General features: G+C 31.7%; 14 protein-coding genes and 1 tRNA gene. 5 read left to right on the top strand and 10 right to left on the bottom strand.

What is annotated here, in order from left to right:
• Position 1: 1 nt before the first annotated feature.
• Positions 2 to 2,386 (bottom strand): O-antigen ligase family protein, encoded by a 2,385-nt coding sequence (locus FLAK523_RS11925; RefSeq protein ID WP_248903676.1) that lies wholly within the window; start codon positions 2,384 to 2,386, stop codon positions 2 to 4.
• A 161-nt stretch (positions 2,387 to 2,547) separates the two neighbouring features.
• On the opposite strand from FLAK523_RS11925, the gene FLAK523_RS11920 reads away from it, so the two are divergent.
• A complete protein-coding gene (locus FLAK523_RS11920) occupies positions 2,548 to 3,717 on the top strand; it encodes a proline dehydrogenase family protein (RefSeq protein ID WP_248903675.1) in 1,170 nt (389 codons plus the stop codon).
• Positions 3,718 to 3,827: 110 nt separating this feature from the next.
• Here the strand turns inward: FLAK523_RS11920 and FLAK523_RS11915 are convergent, their stop codons facing one another.
• Positions 3,828 to 5,615, bottom strand: a complete 1,788-nt coding sequence (locus tag FLAK523_RS11915) for an ABC transporter ATP-binding protein (RefSeq protein ID WP_248903674.1) — start codon at positions 5,613 to 5,615, stop codon at positions 3,828 to 3,830.
• Positions 5,616 to 5,827: 212 nt separating this feature from the next.
• Between FLAK523_RS11915 and FLAK523_RS11910 the strand changes: the two genes are divergently transcribed.
• Together FLAK523_RS11910 and FLAK523_RS11905 are read left to right on the top strand one after the other, a co-directional pair.
• A tRNA-Val gene (locus FLAK523_RS11910) sits at positions 5,828 to 5,902 on the top strand.
• 115 nt (positions 5,903 to 6,017) lie between these two features.
• Positions 6,018 to 6,182, top strand: coding sequence for a GIY-YIG nuclease family protein (locus FLAK523_RS11905; protein WP_248903673.1), 165 nt, complete (start codon positions 6,018 to 6,020; stop codon positions 6,180 to 6,182).
• A gap of 254 nt (positions 6,183 to 6,436) precedes the next feature.
• Here the strand turns inward: FLAK523_RS11905 and FLAK523_RS11900 are convergent, their stop codons facing one another.
• From FLAK523_RS11900 to FLAK523_RS11870, 7 genes are all read right to left on the bottom strand, one after another.
• Positions 6,437 to 7,369 (bottom strand): transglutaminase, encoded by a 933-nt coding sequence (locus FLAK523_RS11900; RefSeq protein ID WP_248903662.1) that lies wholly within the window; start codon positions 7,367 to 7,369, stop codon positions 6,437 to 6,439.
• Positions 7,370 to 7,390: 21 nt separating this feature from the next.
• Positions 7,391 to 8,242 carry a substrate-binding domain-containing protein gene (locus FLAK523_RS11895; protein WP_248903661.1) on the bottom strand — a complete coding sequence of 284 codons (852 nt, stop codon included), beginning with the start codon at positions 8,240 to 8,242 and terminating at the stop codon, positions 7,391 to 7,393.
• Between the two features lie 18 nt (positions 8,243 to 8,260).
• Positions 8,261 to 8,785: a GNAT family N-acetyltransferase gene (locus FLAK523_RS11890; RefSeq protein WP_248903660.1), complete on the bottom strand. Its 525-nt coding sequence runs from the start codon at positions 8,783 to 8,785 to the stop codon at positions 8,261 to 8,263.
• A 107-nt stretch (positions 8,786 to 8,892) separates the two neighbouring features.
• Positions 8,893 to 9,762 carry a nucleoside phosphorylase gene (locus tag FLAK523_RS11885; RefSeq protein ID WP_248903657.1) on the bottom strand — a complete coding sequence of 290 codons (870 nt, stop codon included), beginning with the start codon at positions 9,760 to 9,762 and terminating at the stop codon, positions 8,893 to 8,895.
• A gap of 93 nt (positions 9,763 to 9,855) precedes the next feature.
• Positions 9,856 to 10,185 (bottom strand): translation initiation factor, encoded by a 330-nt coding sequence (locus FLAK523_RS11880; protein ID WP_248903655.1) that lies wholly within the window; start codon positions 10,183 to 10,185, stop codon positions 9,856 to 9,858.
• Between the two features lie 74 nt (positions 10,186 to 10,259).
• Positions 10,260 to 10,643 carry a GxxExxY protein gene (locus FLAK523_RS11875; RefSeq protein ID WP_248903653.1) on the bottom strand — a complete coding sequence of 128 codons (384 nt, stop codon included), beginning with the start codon at positions 10,641 to 10,643 and terminating at the stop codon, positions 10,260 to 10,262.
• A 175-nt stretch (positions 10,644 to 10,818) separates the two neighbouring features.
• Positions 10,819 to 11,769: an isopenicillin N synthase family oxygenase gene (locus FLAK523_RS11870; RefSeq protein WP_248903651.1), complete on the bottom strand. Its 951-nt coding sequence runs from the start codon at positions 11,767 to 11,769 to the stop codon at positions 10,819 to 10,821.
• A 171-nt stretch (positions 11,770 to 11,940) separates the two neighbouring features.
• Here FLAK523_RS11870 and FLAK523_RS11865 point away from each other — a divergent pair, with 171 nt between their 5' ends.
• Together FLAK523_RS11865 and FLAK523_RS11860 are read left to right on the top strand one after the other, a co-directional pair.
• Entirely contained in the window at positions 11,941 to 13,917 is a 1,977-nt protein-coding gene (locus FLAK523_RS11865; protein ID WP_248903649.1) for a thiamine pyrophosphate-dependent enzyme, read from the top strand.
• A gap of 586 nt (positions 13,918 to 14,503) precedes the next feature.
• Positions 14,504 to 16,048, top strand: coding sequence for a hypothetical protein (locus tag FLAK523_RS11860; RefSeq protein WP_248903647.1), 1,545 nt, complete (start codon positions 14,504 to 14,506; stop codon positions 16,046 to 16,048).
• A gap of 82 nt (positions 16,049 to 16,130) precedes the next feature.
• On the opposite strand, the gene FLAK523_RS11855 is transcribed toward FLAK523_RS11860, so the two are convergent.
• Positions 16,131 to 18,230, bottom strand: coding sequence for an LTA synthase family protein (locus FLAK523_RS11855; protein WP_248903645.1), 2,100 nt, complete (start codon positions 18,228 to 18,230; stop codon positions 16,131 to 16,133).
• Positions 18,231 to 18,485: the final 255 nt, after the last annotated feature.

Below are 18,485 nucleotides of genomic sequence, written 5' to 3'. Positions count from 1 at the left end.
ATTATTTACAATATTGTACTACTAATTCAGTAGCACCAGGATAATTTTTATTTTGAGCCAACCTTAAATAGGTACAACCTTTTTCTTTTTTGTTTATATTTAAATAGGCTGCGCCAATTAAATACTCCGATTTACCATCGGAAAGAATTGGCGAATTTAATGTTTTTTCTAAACTTAATATGGCATCATTAAATTGATTTAACTTAAAATAACATATTCCTATGTTTTGAATTATTATTGGATTATTAGGAGTTTCATGTAGTGCTTTTTTATAATTCATTAATGCTTTGTCAAATTCCAACTTTAAACCATATTGATCAGCTATTAAAATATAATTGGGTTTTGATGGGGTATTATTCTCTTTATTAGAAGTTTTTTTTAAAAAATCATTTTGAAAAGATTTTTTTCTGTTAAGCAATGTAGTGTCATTAGGAAAAAGAGTAATACCTGAATCAATAAATTCAATTAATTCCTTATTTGAAAATTGTGATTGCGCTAATGCGCTTGAGCTATTTAACCAAACACTTGGTTTAGAATTGATTTGCGAAAAATAATTGTGAATTTTCAAAATGGCTAAAGTATCTTTTTTATTAGCCTCAACAACTAATGCTGATAAGTAATAGTCTTCATTTCTAGGTCTTATTTCGAATGCTTTTTTAGCATAATAATAAGCACTGTCTTGATTGTTAAGTTCTTTATAGATTCGGTATTTATACCACTCAGCTCGACCGGTAAATGGATTAATTTTTTGTGATTGATTAAAGTATTGTAATGCCTCTAAGTGTTTTTTCTCCTTTAAAGCATAAATTCCGGCAACTTCAATATAGGGTTGAGAATTTGTGGCAGTATTAGGAAACTGAGGCATTCTATTAAGTATTTCTTGTAAATTTAATTTGTAATTATTTTCGTTTTGAAGTAAATCAATTCTAGTGTCGTTTTCAAATTGATAAGCTTTTAGGGCATTATATGAAAAATAAAAACCTAAGCAGCTAATAATAGTAATTCCTATAATAGTAGTTTTTAAATAATTAGAATTTAGAACTAAATTATCGGAAGTAGTATTTAAAAGGGTTAAAGCCAAGAACAAAATAAAATTAAGTTGCATTGTAGGTCTATACAACGGAAAATTGAACATTGCATCGATACCATATGTTACCAATAATAAAAGTGCTATTAATGCAATAATCTTGACTTGGTTTTCATTAGTGGAAAAAATCCTTTTAAGATTGATATAGCTGCAAAAGATAAATAGTAGAAGGTATATGATAAAATTAGCGATTCCAGTTTCGGCGGCAATCTCAAGAAAATCATTATGCGGATGTTCAGAAACTAATAAATTATTAGTTTGTTCTTTTTCATAATTCAATGCTTCAATTTTCCAATTTCCTATTCCAATTCCGAAAAACGGTTTTTCTTTAATTATTTGTATTGCATTGTCCCAATACATTAACCGGGCGTTTATTGACGAATCCTCATTGTTTATTGGGCTTATTTGTTGGATTCTATTTGTTATAGACGCATATCGATCTGTGTTTTGGGTGTTCTTAAAAATTACATTGGCAACAAAAAAGGAAATAATAAGAGGTAAGATTATATATAGTAATAAGCTAAGGTTTTGTTTAGAGATGAATTTTAGTTTTATTAATATTACAATAAATAAAAATAGTTCTATAAACAAGCCAATATACGATGCACGGGAAGCGGTTAATAATACCAATAAAGATGCTAAAAACAAACTCAGACACAGGAACCATTTTTTCCAGTTTGTAAAATGAAATATCCCCAATAGGGTAAATGGTATTTTCCCCACTAAACTAGCTGCAAAAATATTAATGTTTCCTGTATTTCCTTTAATTTCAGCTAAAGCATTAAGTAAACTATTACTTTTTGATAGGCTAATGATACTACTAATTTCAATAAATGAACGTATAAAAACACCTATACTTATTATAAATGCAATTTTATAAATAAGGTCCAATCTATTATATAATAAAATTGAAAGGTTTATAAACAAACAAAAAACAATTGTTAATTGCATAAAACTTACAACAGCAATGGAGAAATTTCGAGCAAAAAGCATACTAATGAAACTAAATCCTAAAAAACCTAGATAGGCTATAACTATTGGACTTTTCTTTATTAGTATAACGATTCCATTCGTGAAAATTTCATTGTTTCTGTATGTAGAAATACTGGTTAGTATATTAATAAAAGATAAATACAAAAACTGTGGAGCTATAATTTCAACACTATTAAACTGAGGAAAAAAATCAATGGAAATTAAACTAATGATAAATAAGAGTAAAATAAAATCGTAATAAGTATTTTTATTATCTATCTCACTAGAAATAATTTTATCTATTTGACCTTTGTTTCTTTTGCTCATTTAAATCGTTTTTGAAATTATAGTATTCAAAAATATAGAATTTATTTACAAATTGGCTTAATATGAAATTAATTATCAAATTAAATATTTATAGATATTTTATTGAGTTTTTGACAAAAAAAAATCTAACAATTTCTATATTTGTTTAAAAAAACCAGTTCATGGAAAAAATATTTAATAATACGCAAGTTGCTTTTTCATTAAAGAGTGATACAGAATTAGATAGAGCGTACTTCCTTTTTAAAATGATTGCTAATCAGCCATTAGTTCGTATAGGAACTGCGGTTACTAATTTTGCTTTAAAAGCTAATCTTCCAGTTGAAAGTTTAATAAGAGCAACTGTTTTTGATCATTTTTGTGGTGGTGTAAATGAAGAAGATTGTCTTTCAGTTGTAGATAAAATGTATACTAAAGGAGTGTCGTCTGTTCTGGATTACTCTGTTGAAGGAAAAGAAGAGGAGGATCAATTTGACGCAGCACTTCAAATGACTTTAAAAACTATAGAATTTGCAAAAGAACGCAAAGCGATACCGTTTGCTGTTTTTAAGCCTACAGGTTTAGGTCGAATAGATTTATATGAAAAAATGGGAGATAAAGAAACTTTAACTCCGGATGAGCAAGCGGAATGGAATAGGGTAGTTGCCCGTTTTGATTTGGTTTGCAGCGAAGCACATAAAAAAGATGTTGCACTACTTATCGATGCTGAGGAAAGCTGGATGCAAGATGCTGCTGACGATTTAGTTACTGAAATGATGCGTAAGTACAATAAAGAAAAAGCGATTGTTTATAATACATTACAAATGTATCGTTGGGATCGTCTTGATTATTTGAAAAAACTACATGAACAAGCTGTAGCAGAAGGATTCTATATTGGTATGAAAATAGTTCGTGGTGCCTATATGGAAAAAGAAAATGCACGAGCAATTGAGAAAGGGTATCCGTCACCAATTTGTGAGTCAAAAGTAGCTTCAGACATTAATTATGATTCAGCTGTGCTGTATATGGTGGAACATTTGGATAAAATGGCCATTTTTGCAGGAACTCACAATGAATTGAGTACTTATAACTTAATGAGTTTAATGCAGGAAAGAGGAATTAAAGCAAATGACGAAAGAATTTCTTTTGGACAGTTGTACGGTATGAGTGATAATATTAGTTACAATCTAGCCGAAAACGGTTACAATGTTGCTAAATATTTACCATTTGGACCTGTTAAGGATGTGATGCCGTACCTAATTCGTCGTGCTGAAGAAAACACTTCGGTTGCAGGACAAACGAGTCGTGAATTAGAAATGATAAAGGCGGAACGTAAAAGAAGAAAAGGAAAATAGAAATTAGGGATCAGTTTTCAGTGACCTATATTCTGTTTGATATTAGTATAAAAAAACTCCATTTACCGTAGTAAATGGAGTTTTTTTATATGAATTAATAAGAATGTGATTTAAGAATTACTAAACTGTAAATTACTTAAATTCTTATAGATACCATTTTCTAAAGCTATTAATTCCTGATGCGTCCCTTGTTCAGTGATTACACCGTTATCAAGCACTAAAATCTGGTCAGCACTACGAATGGTTGAAAGTCGGTGAGCAATGATAATACTCGTTCTTCCTTGCATCAATATTTCTAATGCTTCTTGAACTAGTTTTTCACTTTCGCTATCTAATGAAGAGGTCGCTTCGTCCAGAATTAATATACTAGGGTTTTTAAGCAATGCACGCGCAATAGCAATTCTTTGTCTTTGTCCGCCAGAAAGTTTGATACCTCTTTCTCCAACGATGGTTTCAAATTTTTCAGGAAAACTTTCAATAAAATTCAGCGCATTTGCTTGTTTTGCTGCTAGTACTATTTCTTCTTCTGTTGCATTTGGTTTTCCGTAAGCGATATTCTCACGAATTGTACCTCCAAATAAGATTACATCTTGAGGAACGATACTCATATTGCTACGAAGGTTTTCTAGGTCGTAATCGTAAATGTTTTTTCCGTCTATTATTATTTCCCCTCCATCAATTTCATAGAAACGCAATAATAAAGATGCTATAGTTGATTTCCCGGTACCACTTGGCCCTACAATGGCGATTTTTTGACCAAAGTTAGCAGTGAAATTCACATCCTTCAAAACTTTGATTTCTTTTCTGGAAGGATAACTGAATTTTACATTTTTAAAAGTAAGATTCCCTTTTATTTTTTTCAAGATATCTGGGTTTTGATCAGAGTTAATTTTTTCTGGAGTTTCCTCCAATAATTCAAAGACTCTTTCCGTTGCCCCAATTGCCTTTTGAATTTGCGCATATAATTCGGCTATTCCACCAAAAGAAGCACCCACGAATGTTGAATACAAAACAAAAGATATTAATTGTCCTACGCTCATTTCCCCACTGATACTCAATCTAACTCCGAACCATACTACAGCGACAATGGCTCCAAACAGACAGAATATAATAAAGGAAGCAAAGTAACCACGGTATTTACCACCTTTGATGGCTAATTTCACCACATCTTTAATCTTTCCATTATAGCGGGCAATTTCATACCATTCGTTAGCAAAAGCTTTAACAATACTTATTCCTTGCATAGTTTCCTCAACGATAACCTGACTTTCGGCTACCTGATCTTGTACGTCCTTAGAAAATTTTCTAATGAATCTTCCAAAAATCACCGCAGCTACTGCCACCAAAGGAACTACTGACAACATTAATAGCGTAAGTTTAATGCTTTCGGTTGCCAATAAAGCAACACCACCAATAATTAAAATAAACTGTCTCAAAAATTCAGCTATAGTAGAGGTAAGGGTATCTTGTATTTGGGTAATATCTGAACTTATTCGGCTGTTTAATTCCCCAACACGTTTTTGGGAAAAGAAGGACATAGGTAGTTTAACCAAATTACTATATAAGGAAAGTCTAAGATTAGCTAGTGTATTCTCAGTAAAATTGACAAATAAGGACAATCTAAAAAAAGAAAAAATGGATTGCATAAATAGAATACCAAAAAGCAATAAAGCAATGTCATTTGCCTGACTGTAACTTTTATTGTTTACACAATCAATAAGCATTCCCATCAGTTTAGGAAAAGCAAGGGCTGTAGCTCCAGTTAACAATAAAAAAAACAGACCTACATAAAATTTCCAACGATGATTTTCAGCATATTTAAATATAAGGGAAGCTTTATTGAGAGAACTAGTGGTAATTTTTGATTTTGGTAAATCATTTTCCTTGAATCGGGCCATTGCTATGTTGTTTATACCGCAAATGTAACACTATAGATAATCATTACAAAAAATAGTGTAAATTGAGTTGTTTTGTAATATGCTGTTATTGAGAAGTTAATGATTTAATGTGTTTTTTTTAGTCATTTTTTTATATTTTATGATTGGATATACCAAAAAGAGACTTATATTTGCACTCGCAATAAGGAAATGAAAATTACTAAATTGTAACAGGGCGATTAGCTCAGCTGGTTCAGAGCACCTCGTTTACACCGAGGGGGTCGGGGGTTCGAACCCCTCATCGCCCACAAAACTTCTCAAGAAATTGAGAAGTTTTTTTTTTTGTTTTTTTTTCGGAAATTTATTGTTTACATACTTTTCAGCTAAACGAAAAATCGGTATTATATTGGTTACACTTCTAATATGGAAGACAGAATTATTCGACACAACCAAAAAAGCAAACGTTTTACAGGTAGCATAAATGACTGGAAAGTGGTATATCTAGAAAAATACTGTGCAAAAGAACAAGCTCAACATAGAGAATTAAAAATTAAATCTTGGAAAGTAGAATTAAAATACAGGAATTAATAGAAAAACAAGATTAGCTTAGTCGGTTCAGAGCATTCCGATTATATCGGAAGATGTCGGGGGTTCTCCCGAAAGCTTTCGGGACTCATCGCCCACAAAAAACTTCTCAAGAAATTGAGAAGTTTTTTTTTGGAGTAAATTCAAAAATAATTTGAAATTTGATTTTCAAGAAAAATTCAGAATTAGCAGTTAAGTATGTTGGTGTTTACACCTAAGAATTAAATCAATATAGTTTCTTATTACTATTTAAAAAGCTAATTCAACGTCAATGCTCCTAGAATTTCTTCTGATAAAAAGGGACCTCCAGGATAAGTAGCTGTATAGTCAAGATTCAGCCAAACTTGTCCGCGTTCATCAATATGATAATGGAGTTGTTTTTTATGGCTTTCTTTTGGGAAAAGCTCATTTTTTATCAAATAATTAACTGCTTCTAGGTCGTTGAGTGAGCCTATTAATATTTCAGGGTATATATGTCCTTTAGTGTGGATTAGTCTTGGAGTTCCGCCAATAGCCTTGATTCCGGCGGCCATTAATACAGAATGATCATCACAATCCCCTGAAAAATAAAGAAGAGATTCACTGGCTGTAGCGATGTAATCACGATCTTTAGGATCGTTTACATAATTCCATCTTTGGTTTATTTCTTTAAAAACAGCAAAACACTGAATGATAGTTCTATAATCAGAATAGCCTTTTATGTTTTTAAAATTTTTAGAAGTAGCCATTATTGCAAAATTCCTCACTTTGGGATTTTGATATTCTATGGCGCTTATAATTTTCGATTTATTGGGAAATGGAAGCAATTTAGCAATTATAATATCTTGAGGATTAGGGTTGTTTGACATAGTATACATCATTGAATTGTAGTCTTCAAAAACACTATTGAATCCGTAATCGCCAAAAAGAGTACCGTAAAACAAAACAACTAAATACAGAATTATTAAAAATATAATAAGAGTGCGCAACAATCTCAATATTAATTGAATAGCGACTATGATTAACAGAAAAAGTATTATTCTGTCGGCATTAAAATACCAATCGAGGTTGATTAAGTTTTGATGGGCAATGATAAAAACGGGAATTGCAATTAAAATATTCAAAACAAAAATAATGACATCGTCCCAGGGTTTTTTCACCTGGATGTCCTGCCCAATATTTTGAAAAGAAATTTTTTTAATTTTTATCATCGTTCCCTAAGGTTGCAAAAACTAGATTGCTTTTACAATTTCTTCAAAAGTACCTAATTTATCAATAATTCTCAGTTGAAATAATTGATTTTGAACTTTGTTTAACATTTCTTTAGTTAATGGCTTTTGAGACCATTCAGTTGCGGCTAACCATTGTTGGACGTCAGCAACTTTTAAATTGTATTTCGCTGACAAAGTTTGATCAACATTAGCGATGTCTTTGAAAATATTAGTTTTTTTATTTATAATTTTTAAAATAGTCCTTATTGTCTCAGGATGATTATTCAATATTTCTTCTCGAACAGCTATCACAAAACAAGGCCAAGGAGTAGGACAGTCACCAAGACGCCTGAAAATACCTTGATCCACTAATGGTTTAGTCATAAAATGTTCCCACATAAAATAATCAGCTGTTCCATCTGTCAAGGCTTGTACCGCACCTTCAATGGTGTTTACTATTTCAAATTGTAGATTGTCAGTATTCCAACCTTGATTTCCCGCATTAACATAAGCCATTAATTGGGAACCAGATCCTAATCTGGAAATAGCGGCTTTGGTATTTTCCAAATCGGCTAAAGAGTTATACTTAGATTTTTCGGCAACGTGAATTCCCCATACTAAAGGTGATTGCACATAAATTTGTACTATTTTGGATGGATTTCCGGCAACAATATCTTTTACAATACCTTCAGTAAGGATAACTGCAATATCAGTTTCACCAGTACGTAGCATTTGACACATTTTTCCGGTTCCTTCTGGTACGTTTTCCCATTGTAAATCGATGTTTTCAGAAGCGAAATCACCATTGTCAATTGATAAATGCCAAGGTAAATTGAAATGTTCCGGTACTCCGGCAATTTTTATAGTTTTCATTTTTCTAAACTTCTAAAATCATTTATTATTCTCTAATTCTAACCAATAACACGGAATTTCGTTCCAGTAATATTCGGAGGTAATCTTCAATCCAATTTTTTCTAAAATCTTTCTTGAAGCTATATTGTCTTTGTTGACAGTTCCAACCATTTTTTGGATATTCATTTCATTAAAACCATAATCCAACCAAGCTTTTGCAGCTTCATAGCCATAACCCTTACCCCAGAAGTCTTCGATTAATCGATAGCCAATATCGTAAAAGTTAACCTGATTATTTTCGGTTTCCGTTACGTATTTAATTCCTGCCCAACCCATAAACTCATTGGTTTCTTTGAGGATTACCGCATAACGACCAATTCCGTTTATGACATATTGATTTCTTATGTTCTCAATGTACTTATTACTTTCTTCAATAGAAGCCACAGGTTTGTTTCCTAGATATTGATGTACATTTGGATTGCTGTCTAATAGATACATTCCTTCAGCATCAGTTGGTAATAACTCCCTTAGAATTAAGCGTTCGGTTTCAATTAGTATATTCATAATTAGTTGCAATTATTTTTTTAGCCCCGACAGTAGTGGAAATCCTTATGTGCCAGTGTTTGGCACATAAGATTGAAACGGATTGCGGGATTTAGCTCCTAAGTCAATTAATTATTAGCTAATTTATCTAAGGTATAGGCAATCAATTCGTCCACCGCTTTGTATGGATCTTCGCTGAAAGTTCCCGTTGCACGATTAGCAATAATCGCATTCAACGATAAAGCGTGATGTCCTAAAAGAGACGAAAGCCCATATATTGCAGCTGTTTCCATTTCGAGATTTGTAATAATATTGTCTTCAAAACTAAAATCATCCATTTTAGAATTCAAAGACTCATCTTGAATATTCAATCGTAAAACACGTCCTTGAGGCCCGTAAAAACCACCTGCAGTTGCGGTAATTCCTTTGTGCATTTTGTCGCTTTCTATAATTTTCTCCAGTTTCTCAGAACAAGCGATTACATACGGTTTTCCTTTTCGTAAATCCCAATTAGTATGTGCTACAAAAGCATCTTCGATAGCAGTATTTGAAACTTCATCGATTAGGTAGGAGCGAAGCATATTGTCTAACCCTAAACCAAATTTAGACATTACAAAACTATCCACAGGAATATTTTCTTGAAGAGAACCAGAAGTTCCAATGCGGATGATGTTTAGGGATGTTAAATTTTCTTTGGGTTGCTTTGTTACCAAATCAATATTAACAAGGGCATCCAGTTCATTTATTACAATGTCAATATTATCAGGACCTATTCCTGTTGACATTACGGTGATTCTTTTACCTTTGAATATTCCGGTTTGGGTTTTGAATTCTCTTTTTTGAGTAGAAAATTCGATACTGTCAAAAAACTGAGTGATTTTTTCCACTCGGTTTTGATCCCCTACAAAGATAATATCGTGTGCTATATGTTCTGGCTTCAGATTTAGGTGATATACACTCCCGTCAGGGTTTAATATTAATTCAGATGATTTTATCATTTTTTTGTTTAAAGTTTAAGGTTAAAAAGTTTAAAGTTATTGAGATTTGCCACTAACTTTTACTGAACACTAATTACTGAATACTGATTTTTTTTATCCTCCCACACGTTTTACTTTAAACCCTTTGAGTTTAAGTATTTCCATAATCTTGTCTCGATAATCCCCTTGAATGATAATTGAATCGTCTTTAAAGGTACCGCCAACACTCAGTTTTGTTTTGATTTCTTTGGCTAATATTTTAAAATCTTCATCAGATCCTTCGTAGCCTTCAATTATGGTTGTGGCTTTGCCTTTTCTTTTTTCGAACTTACAAATCATAGGTTCTTTTTGAACGTACAATTCATGAGCGGCTTCTTCAATTTTTTCTTCAGGACCAGGCTCGTGATCAGGGAAAAGGTTTTTTAATTGGTCTTGTAAGTCCATATTTTATATTTAATTGAACGCGGATGACGCGGATTTAAAACGGATGGTAACGGATTTTTTTTTGTGTATATATGTTACTTATTACTATTCTGAAATATTTTTCTAATGAATTCTGGTTTTTTTCCAAAATTTAAAAGTAAGCCAACTTTACATTGAGTAGATTTTAAATAATTTATTACCTGAAATTCGTTTTCTTCAACTAAAACATCTTGGGCTTTTAATTCCAAAATTATTAAATCATTTACTATTATATCCGCAAAATATTCTCCAACTTCAATTTCTTTATAAAATACTTTTATTTTTTTCTGAGCTTCAACTTTAAAACCATTTTCTTTAAGCTCATAGAATAATGCGTTTTGACATACTCTTTCAAGAAAACCATACCCTAGTGCATTATAAACATCAAAAAAATGTTTTAAAATAGATTGAGTTAACTCTCGATGTAAAATACTACTCATAAAATTGAAAGGAATTAAAAAAAAACGTTTATTGAAAATTAATCAGCGAAAATCCGTTTAAATCCGTGTTATCTGCGTTCCATTTTTGAAATTCTTATTAGTGCAATGTTAAACAAAAAGAAAAAAGACATTAAGTAAACTCAATGTCTTTTATTACTAGAAGTAAAATTAGGGATTATTTTTTAATCAATCCTAAATCTACTAAACGTTCGTATAAATATTCACCAGCAGTAGTGTCTTCAAATTGTTTTGGGTGTTCTGCATCAACGCAGTTTTCTAAACAATTTAATGGCATATCACTAACGGGATGCATAAAAAACGGAACTGAATATCTTGAAGTTCCCCACAATTCTCTAGGTGGATTTACCACTTGGTGAATAGTTGATTTCAGTTTGTTATTCGTATAACGTGATAACATGTCACCAACGTTAATCACTAATTCGTCTGGTTCAGCAATAGCATCAATCCAGTCTCCATTGTGATTTTGAACCTGAAGTCCTTTTCCTTGAGCACCCATTAAAAGTGTGATAAGGTTGATGTCACCATGAGCAGCTGCACGAATTGCGTCTTTTGGTTCAGAAGTAATAGGAGGGTAGTGTATAGGTCTTAAGATTGAATTTCCGTCTTTGGCAAAATTGTCAAAATGGAATTCATCTAATCCTAAACGCAATGCCAAAGCTCTCAAGACATAAACACCTGTTTTTTCAAGCATTTGATACGCCTCTTTACCTACAGCATTAAAACGAGGTAATTCTTTAACGGTAACGTTTTCAGGATACTCTGAAGCATATTTTGAATTCTCGCTCACATACTGACCGAAATGCCAAAATTCTTTTAAGTCTCCTTCTTTTCTGCCTTTTGCATGTTCTGTTCCAAAAGAAACATAACCTCTTTGACCTCCAATACCTGGAATCTCATAACTGTGTTTTGTTTCTAATGGTAAAGAGAAAAAATTTCTAATTTCACCATACAATTCTTCTACCAATTGGTCATTTAAAAAATGCCCTTTTAGTGCTACGAAGCCAATATCTTCAAATGCACTTCCGATTTCATTTACAAATTTTTGTTTACGTTTCGGGTCGTCCGAAAGGAAATCACGCAAGTCAACACTAGGAATGTTTTGCATACTATTAAATATTTTAATAAAATACAAGGCTTAAAACCTTGCAAATACAAAGATATTGAATAATTTTAATTTTCGAACTTTATAATACATAAAGACTACAAAATAATATAACATTTTTAATGCTAACTGTTATATTTTTTTATCTTTGAGTATCACAATAAATCAAAAAAAATGAACTTTGATAGAAAAAAACTAACAGATAATAAATTATTAGAATTATATAAAAGATTACTAAAACCAAGACTTATTGAAGAGAAGATGTTGATTCTCATACGTCAAGGAAAAGTGTCAAAATGGTTTTCGGGAATAGGGCAAGAGGCAATATCTGTGGGTGTAACAGCCGTTTTGGATAACGATGAGTACATTTTACCTATGCATCGTAATTTAGGTGTTTTCACTGGTCGTGATATCCCTTTACATCGTTTATTCTCTCAATGGCAAGGAAAAGCAAATGGATTTACTAAAGGTCGTGATAGAAGTTTTCACTTTGGAACCCAAGAATATAAGATTATTGGTATGATTTCGCATCTCGGACCTCAATTAGGAGTTGCTGACGGGATTGCGTTGGCCAATAAATTAAAACAAAACGGAAAAATCACTGCTGTTTTTACTGGAGAAGGCGCAACAAGTGAAGGTGACTTTCATGAGGCTTTGAATATTGCAGCTGTATGGGAATTACCAGTTATGTTTGTTATTGAAAACAACGGATACGGACTTTCAACACCTACTAATGAACAATATCGATGTCAAAATTTAGCCGATAAAGGTGTGGGTTACGGCATAGAAAGTCATATAGTTGATGGAAATAATATTCTGGAAGTATATAATTTATTGTCGGAGTTAAAAATCTCGATGATTGAAAAACCGCGCCCGGTACTGTTGGAATTCAAAACCTTCAGAATGCGTGGTCATGAAGAGGCGAGTGGTACTAAATATGTACCACAAGAATTAATGGATATGTGGGCTGCCAAAGATCCCGTAGATAATTACAAAAAATATTTAATTGAAAAAGGGATTCTTTCTGACGATTTAGACAGTGAGTTACGTGCTGAAATCAAAAAAGAAATTGATGAGAATTTGGCTATGGCCAATGCTGAACCAGAAATAATAGCATCTTACAGTGATGAGTTAAATGATGTATACAAAGAATATACATATGAGGAAGTTAGTCCTACCGGAGAAATGGAAAACATCCGATTTATTGATGCTATTACAAGTAGTTTACGTCAATCTATGGAGCGATATGAAAACTCAGTTATTATGGGACAGGATATTGCGGAATATGGTGGTGCCTTTAAAATCACCGATGGTTTTGTGGCTCAGTTTGGGAAAGAACGTGTTCGCAATACGCCAATTTGCGAGAGTGCTGTAGTATCTGCAGCAATGGGATTATCAATTAATGGATATAAAGCGATTGTTGAAATGCAGTTTGCTGATTTCGTTTCGACAGGATTTAATCCGGTAGTGAATTTATTGGCTAAATCTCATTATCGCTGGTTGGAAAACGCTGATGTGGTAGTGCGAATGCCTTGTGGTGGTGGAACCCAAGCGGGACCTTTCCATTCACAGACTAATGAAGCATGGTTTACTAAAACGCCTGGTTTAAAAGTGGTTTACCCAGCATTTCCTTATGATGTAAAAGGTTTATTGAATGCTTCTATAAACGATCCTAATCCAGTAATGTTCTTCGAACACAAACAATTGTATCGTAGCTTGTCTCAAGACGTGCCAAAAGAATACTATACACTACCGTTAGGTAAAGCAGCTTTATTGAAAGAAGGAACTGATGTTACTATTATCTCTTTTGGAGCGGCAGTACATTGGGCTCTGGATACTTTAGAAAAAAATCCAGAAATTTCAGCGGACCTATTGGACTTAAGAACTTTACAACCATTAGATACTGAAGCAATTTATGCTTCAGTGAAGAAAACAGGAAGAGTAATTATATATCAAGAAGACACAATGTTTGGTGGTATTGCCAGCGACATCTCGGCGATGATAATGGAGGAATGTTTCCAATATTTGGACGCACCCGTTAAACGCGTCGCGAGTTTAGATTCCCCGATTCCGTTTACCAAAGCTCTTGAAGATCAGTATTTGCCGAAAGGAAGATTTGAAGCAGCCTTGAAAGAGTTGATTTCGTATTAATTGGTTTCATTATTTAAATAGCCTCGTTTTTCAATGAGGCTATTTAAATAAGTTATAAAATATTGCAATAATTTACTACTGAGGAAAGAGGAATTTAAAATTTGGATTGCTGCTGACAATGGAGTGTAAATTAGGTGATTTAGGACAAGGATTTTATGAGGATTTATTTGAAGCAGGACCGAAATAAAAAAATATTTCTGCGACTATAAAAACTACTTGTAAATGCCACTAAAATAAAGTATTTTTGCAACTTAGAAAAAACAAGAATAGTAATAAAAAAATTTTACTGTTGAACTACTTAAATTATTGATATAATAGTGATTATAAAATAAATTAGTAAAAAATAATTTTACAACTTCAATGTGAAATTTCGCTATTTATCAAATATTCAGAAGTTACAAATAATTCAAGTGCAAAAGTTTCTAATACAGAGATTTAAATTTCTTTGTTTAAAAGTAAAGTAATGCCTTTTTTATAGATGTCAATACTGTTTTTATTCATAAAAAAGAGCTTTTTTTAAACGCTTAGAAATTGATTGAATCTTTTCAAAAAACAACAATTAACCATTCAAAGAATAAAAGTATAAATGAAAGACAACCAGACACAAAAACATTATTGGGGAATAGGATTAGAAAACGAAACGTATATGCAATTCGAAGAATCATTAATAGTTACTGGTGACTTTATACAAGAAAAAATTGGTTATGAAAAATATAGTATAGATTATAGAACTTCCTATAAATCCGAAAGTATTGCCCCTATAATAAAGTCGGCTTTTTGTCTGAATGAAAGCTATAAAATCAGCAGGATGATTAACAGTCATACTTTTGATAAACTGGATGTAAACTACCAACACAAAACATTGTCTATAGTAAAATCATTGACAGACGATTTGGAATCTGCTGAAGAAGCTCTTCCACCATTAGAAAATCCAGAATATCTTGGTACTTCTATAATGGAAAATTTTCTTGAAGGGCAGCCGTATAACATTCAAAGTATGATAACCCAAAGAAATAAAACGATGGGTTCCGTACATTTTGATGGAGATTCTATCGAATTTGTGACTAAATATTTTGAAAACAGGACTATATCCGAATCTTGTGAAGAACTGAAAGCAACTAAGAAATTGTTTCTGAATAAAATCAATGAATCGGCTGTAATTCCAGAAAAATTAGATTTCCCAAAATACAACAGCGGTCTTAATATGTTTATGACCAATCAAGAAAATATTGTTTTGTTTAACAACGGAACGTATCATTTTCATATTACGTTACCTACGCTGACAGAAAACAGCAGAATTGTAAATTACAATGACTTCGATAAAACACATTCTAATGCTATTTATTTATTGCAATGGTTTGAGCCATTATTTATAGCTACTCTTGGAAGTCCAGATATTATGGGTGTTATCAGCCAGAAATTTAATTTAGATAAAAACTTCGCAATGGGTTCCATGAGAAGTGCTATGTCTCGTTATATAGGAGTGGGGACTTATAATAAATCAATGGTTAGGGGTAAGATTCTTGCTTGTAAAGTTGAAGATTTCAGAAAACTATTGAAGTTTGAAAAAGAAGATAATATCTGGTGGCGTGATCAGATTGAAATGGATATGGAATACAAATTACTTCCTGAACTTGGACTTGATTTTAATCAGGAAAAAATGTACCAGAGTGGTTTTGAATTTAGAAGTTTTGATGAATTTCCTGAATCCTATTTAAACGATGTTCTTCTATCTATTATTTTGATATGTGAACATTCTCTTAATCTACCTGATATGATTTGGGGACATGATAGTGTTACCTGGAATAATTTAGTTTTTAAATCTTTGAAATACGGTTACTTAACTGAAATAAACAAAGAGGAGAAAGAAGATGTCTTAAATTTATTTCAAATATTTTATGCTTCGAATGTTGATAATGCTACGCTTAAAGCGGAATTTGATGCTATTGTGAAGTTGGATGAATTTTTCTTTAAAATATTGGATGTTTTATTCGAAAGATATAAAGACAACAATGTTTGTTTGGATTTAATGTGTGGTCAAAAAACAATTGCTTCTCCAAAATGGGATAATTTTAATAAGTATCAGGTTGAAATGCATTTAAAACAAGCACTTCCTTGTAACAAGAATTAAATTGTATTCGATTATATATAAAAACAAACAGCCTCACATTATGTGAGGCTGTTTGTTTTTACAATTATATGTTTTAAACTTATTATTTATTTTTCTGATACTTCTTATTTTTTAACATATCAGAAGCTGTTTGATAAAAAGAAATAGTTTCATTTATTAAATCAGTTCTTTCTTTAGTCAAAAGTTTTTGCTCATAATAAATTTGGAAATTATCAGATACACCTTCTTTAGGTTGCAAAGTCAGTTGGTATTGCTTTGCTTGTTGTTTAGGTGAAATGATGGTTAAAATGTTATCTTTTATCAACCCTAAATCCTGATAAGTAGCAATTAAAGCTCTTGGTTTATACTCGGGTTTCATTACATCTTGACCAAAGAATTTACTTTGGTAATTAAAATTCAACAATCCAAACACTGTAGGCATCATATCTAATTGTGACATCAAATTGGTATAGTGTTGTGGTTGCACAAAACCGGGACTGTAAATCATAGCTGGAATTCGGTACTTATCAACAGGAAGTTCAGTTTTTCCAGCACTGGAAGCACAATGATCTGAAATAATTACAAAAACAGTATTTGCAAACCAAGGTTGCTTTTTGGCCATTTCAAAGAATTTTTTCATTGCAAAGTCGGTATATTTCACACCACCTTCGCGAGATTTTGCGTCTCCAGGAATGTCAATTTTGTTATTTGGATAGGTAAAAGGACGATGGTTACTCACGGTCATAATATGATTAAAGAAAGGTTTGTTTTCTTTAGCCTCTTCATTCATTACTCTTATCGCTTTATTGTACATGTCTTCATCACAAACACCCCAAACATTAGAAAATGTAATTTCTTCTGGTTTAAAGGTTTTTTTGTCAACAATGTCATATCCATTTCCTGAAAAGAAATCCTGCATATTATCAAAATAAGCATCTCCTCCGTAAAGGTATTTTACGTTATACCCTTTTTGTTTAAATATACTTCCTGTGGAGAATTTATCCTTGTTGTCTTTTCTTTTTACAACACTTTCCCCAGCAGTAGGAGGCAAACATAAGGTTACGGCTTCAAGACCACGAACTGTACGGTTTCCAGAAGCATATAAATTTGTAAAAACTAAACTCTGTGTAGCTAAACTATCTAAAAATGGGGTAATGTTTTGTTCGTTACCATACATTTTCATAAAATCAGCACTGTAGCTTTCTATTGTTATTAAAACCACATTTTTATGATTTTCTGCGGCAGTACTTTTTATTTCTCTTAAAGTTGATTCTCCAGAAAGAGATGGGATTTGCTGACCTAATATAGCATAAGCCTCATTAGAAGGTAGCGTTTTGTAAAATTTAAAATAGTCCAACTCACTGTTCATAAAAGCCAAATAAAACTTGTATATTCCATTAGCCTGCAGCTCATTTGTAAAAACATTTTTCGAATTTTCCTTTGCTGCAAAAAAAGGTATAGCTACTAAAGAAAGACCGAATAACACAAAATAAAGACCCGATAATTTAACTTTTTCAATAAAGGTGGGGATACTGTCAATATAACTTTTAGATCCTTTTACAATATAATAAGTTGCGATTCCTGCTATAAGAAATAGACCAGAGAATAACGGAATCACTGGATAAGATTCCATAATATTCCCTATTACTTCATTGGTGTAAACCAAATAATTAACCGCTATGAAATTATATTTTACTCCAAATTCATTCCAAAAAAAGTATTCGCTTATGGCATTTTGAAGAATTAAAAGAACAAACAGGAACATAACAAAGGTGAACAACCAAAATCTAATTTTGCTTCTGTATTTTGGAAGAAAAAGTAATAGCCCAAATAAGGCAGTTTTTATACCAATAAATGCCAATCCAATTTCGGGTAATGCTCCTCCATATTCATTTAGAATTGTTTTTCCAGATAATACATATAAAAATAATGCAACGAATAAACAGAAAATGATGTAACCATATGGTTTTAAGTATTTTGTATTCGAAATGAAAATGAGGTATAGCCATAAAAATCCGCTAGCCAGAACAAAAACAAAAATATCAGAAACTAATCCATATGAAAAAATCTTTAAGGCATCAATAAATTCAAATGAGGTTTGAGTTATAGGATGAAAAAGCAATACAATTCTTAATATAAAACTAACAAGTATATAAAAAACAGTAAGATTATAAAAAGGGGATAATTTTTTCACAAATGACATAAGGGCTTTTTTTTGTAAAATTAGTAAATTTGAATCAATAAAATGGGATTGTTTCAATGTTCAATTTAGTTATGTAAAACTGAAACGAATAGTTCCTGTTTCTGAATTCTGTTTGTAATATTGGTGTCCTAATTTTTTTGTTTTTTAATTTATTGATATCCTTTCTTAGACGTTTTTATATAACAACAATGTTTTTTTTTCAGGATAATAAACACAATAATCATTTTAATATTTTATTCTTTTCTAGTAATATCA

It is taken from the genome of Flavobacterium sp. K5-23, from assembly GCF_023278045.1.
GTDB lineage: Bacteria > Bacteroidota > Bacteroidia > Flavobacteriales > Flavobacteriaceae > Flavobacterium.
This window is presented reverse-complemented; position numbering and strand designations above follow the sequence as displayed.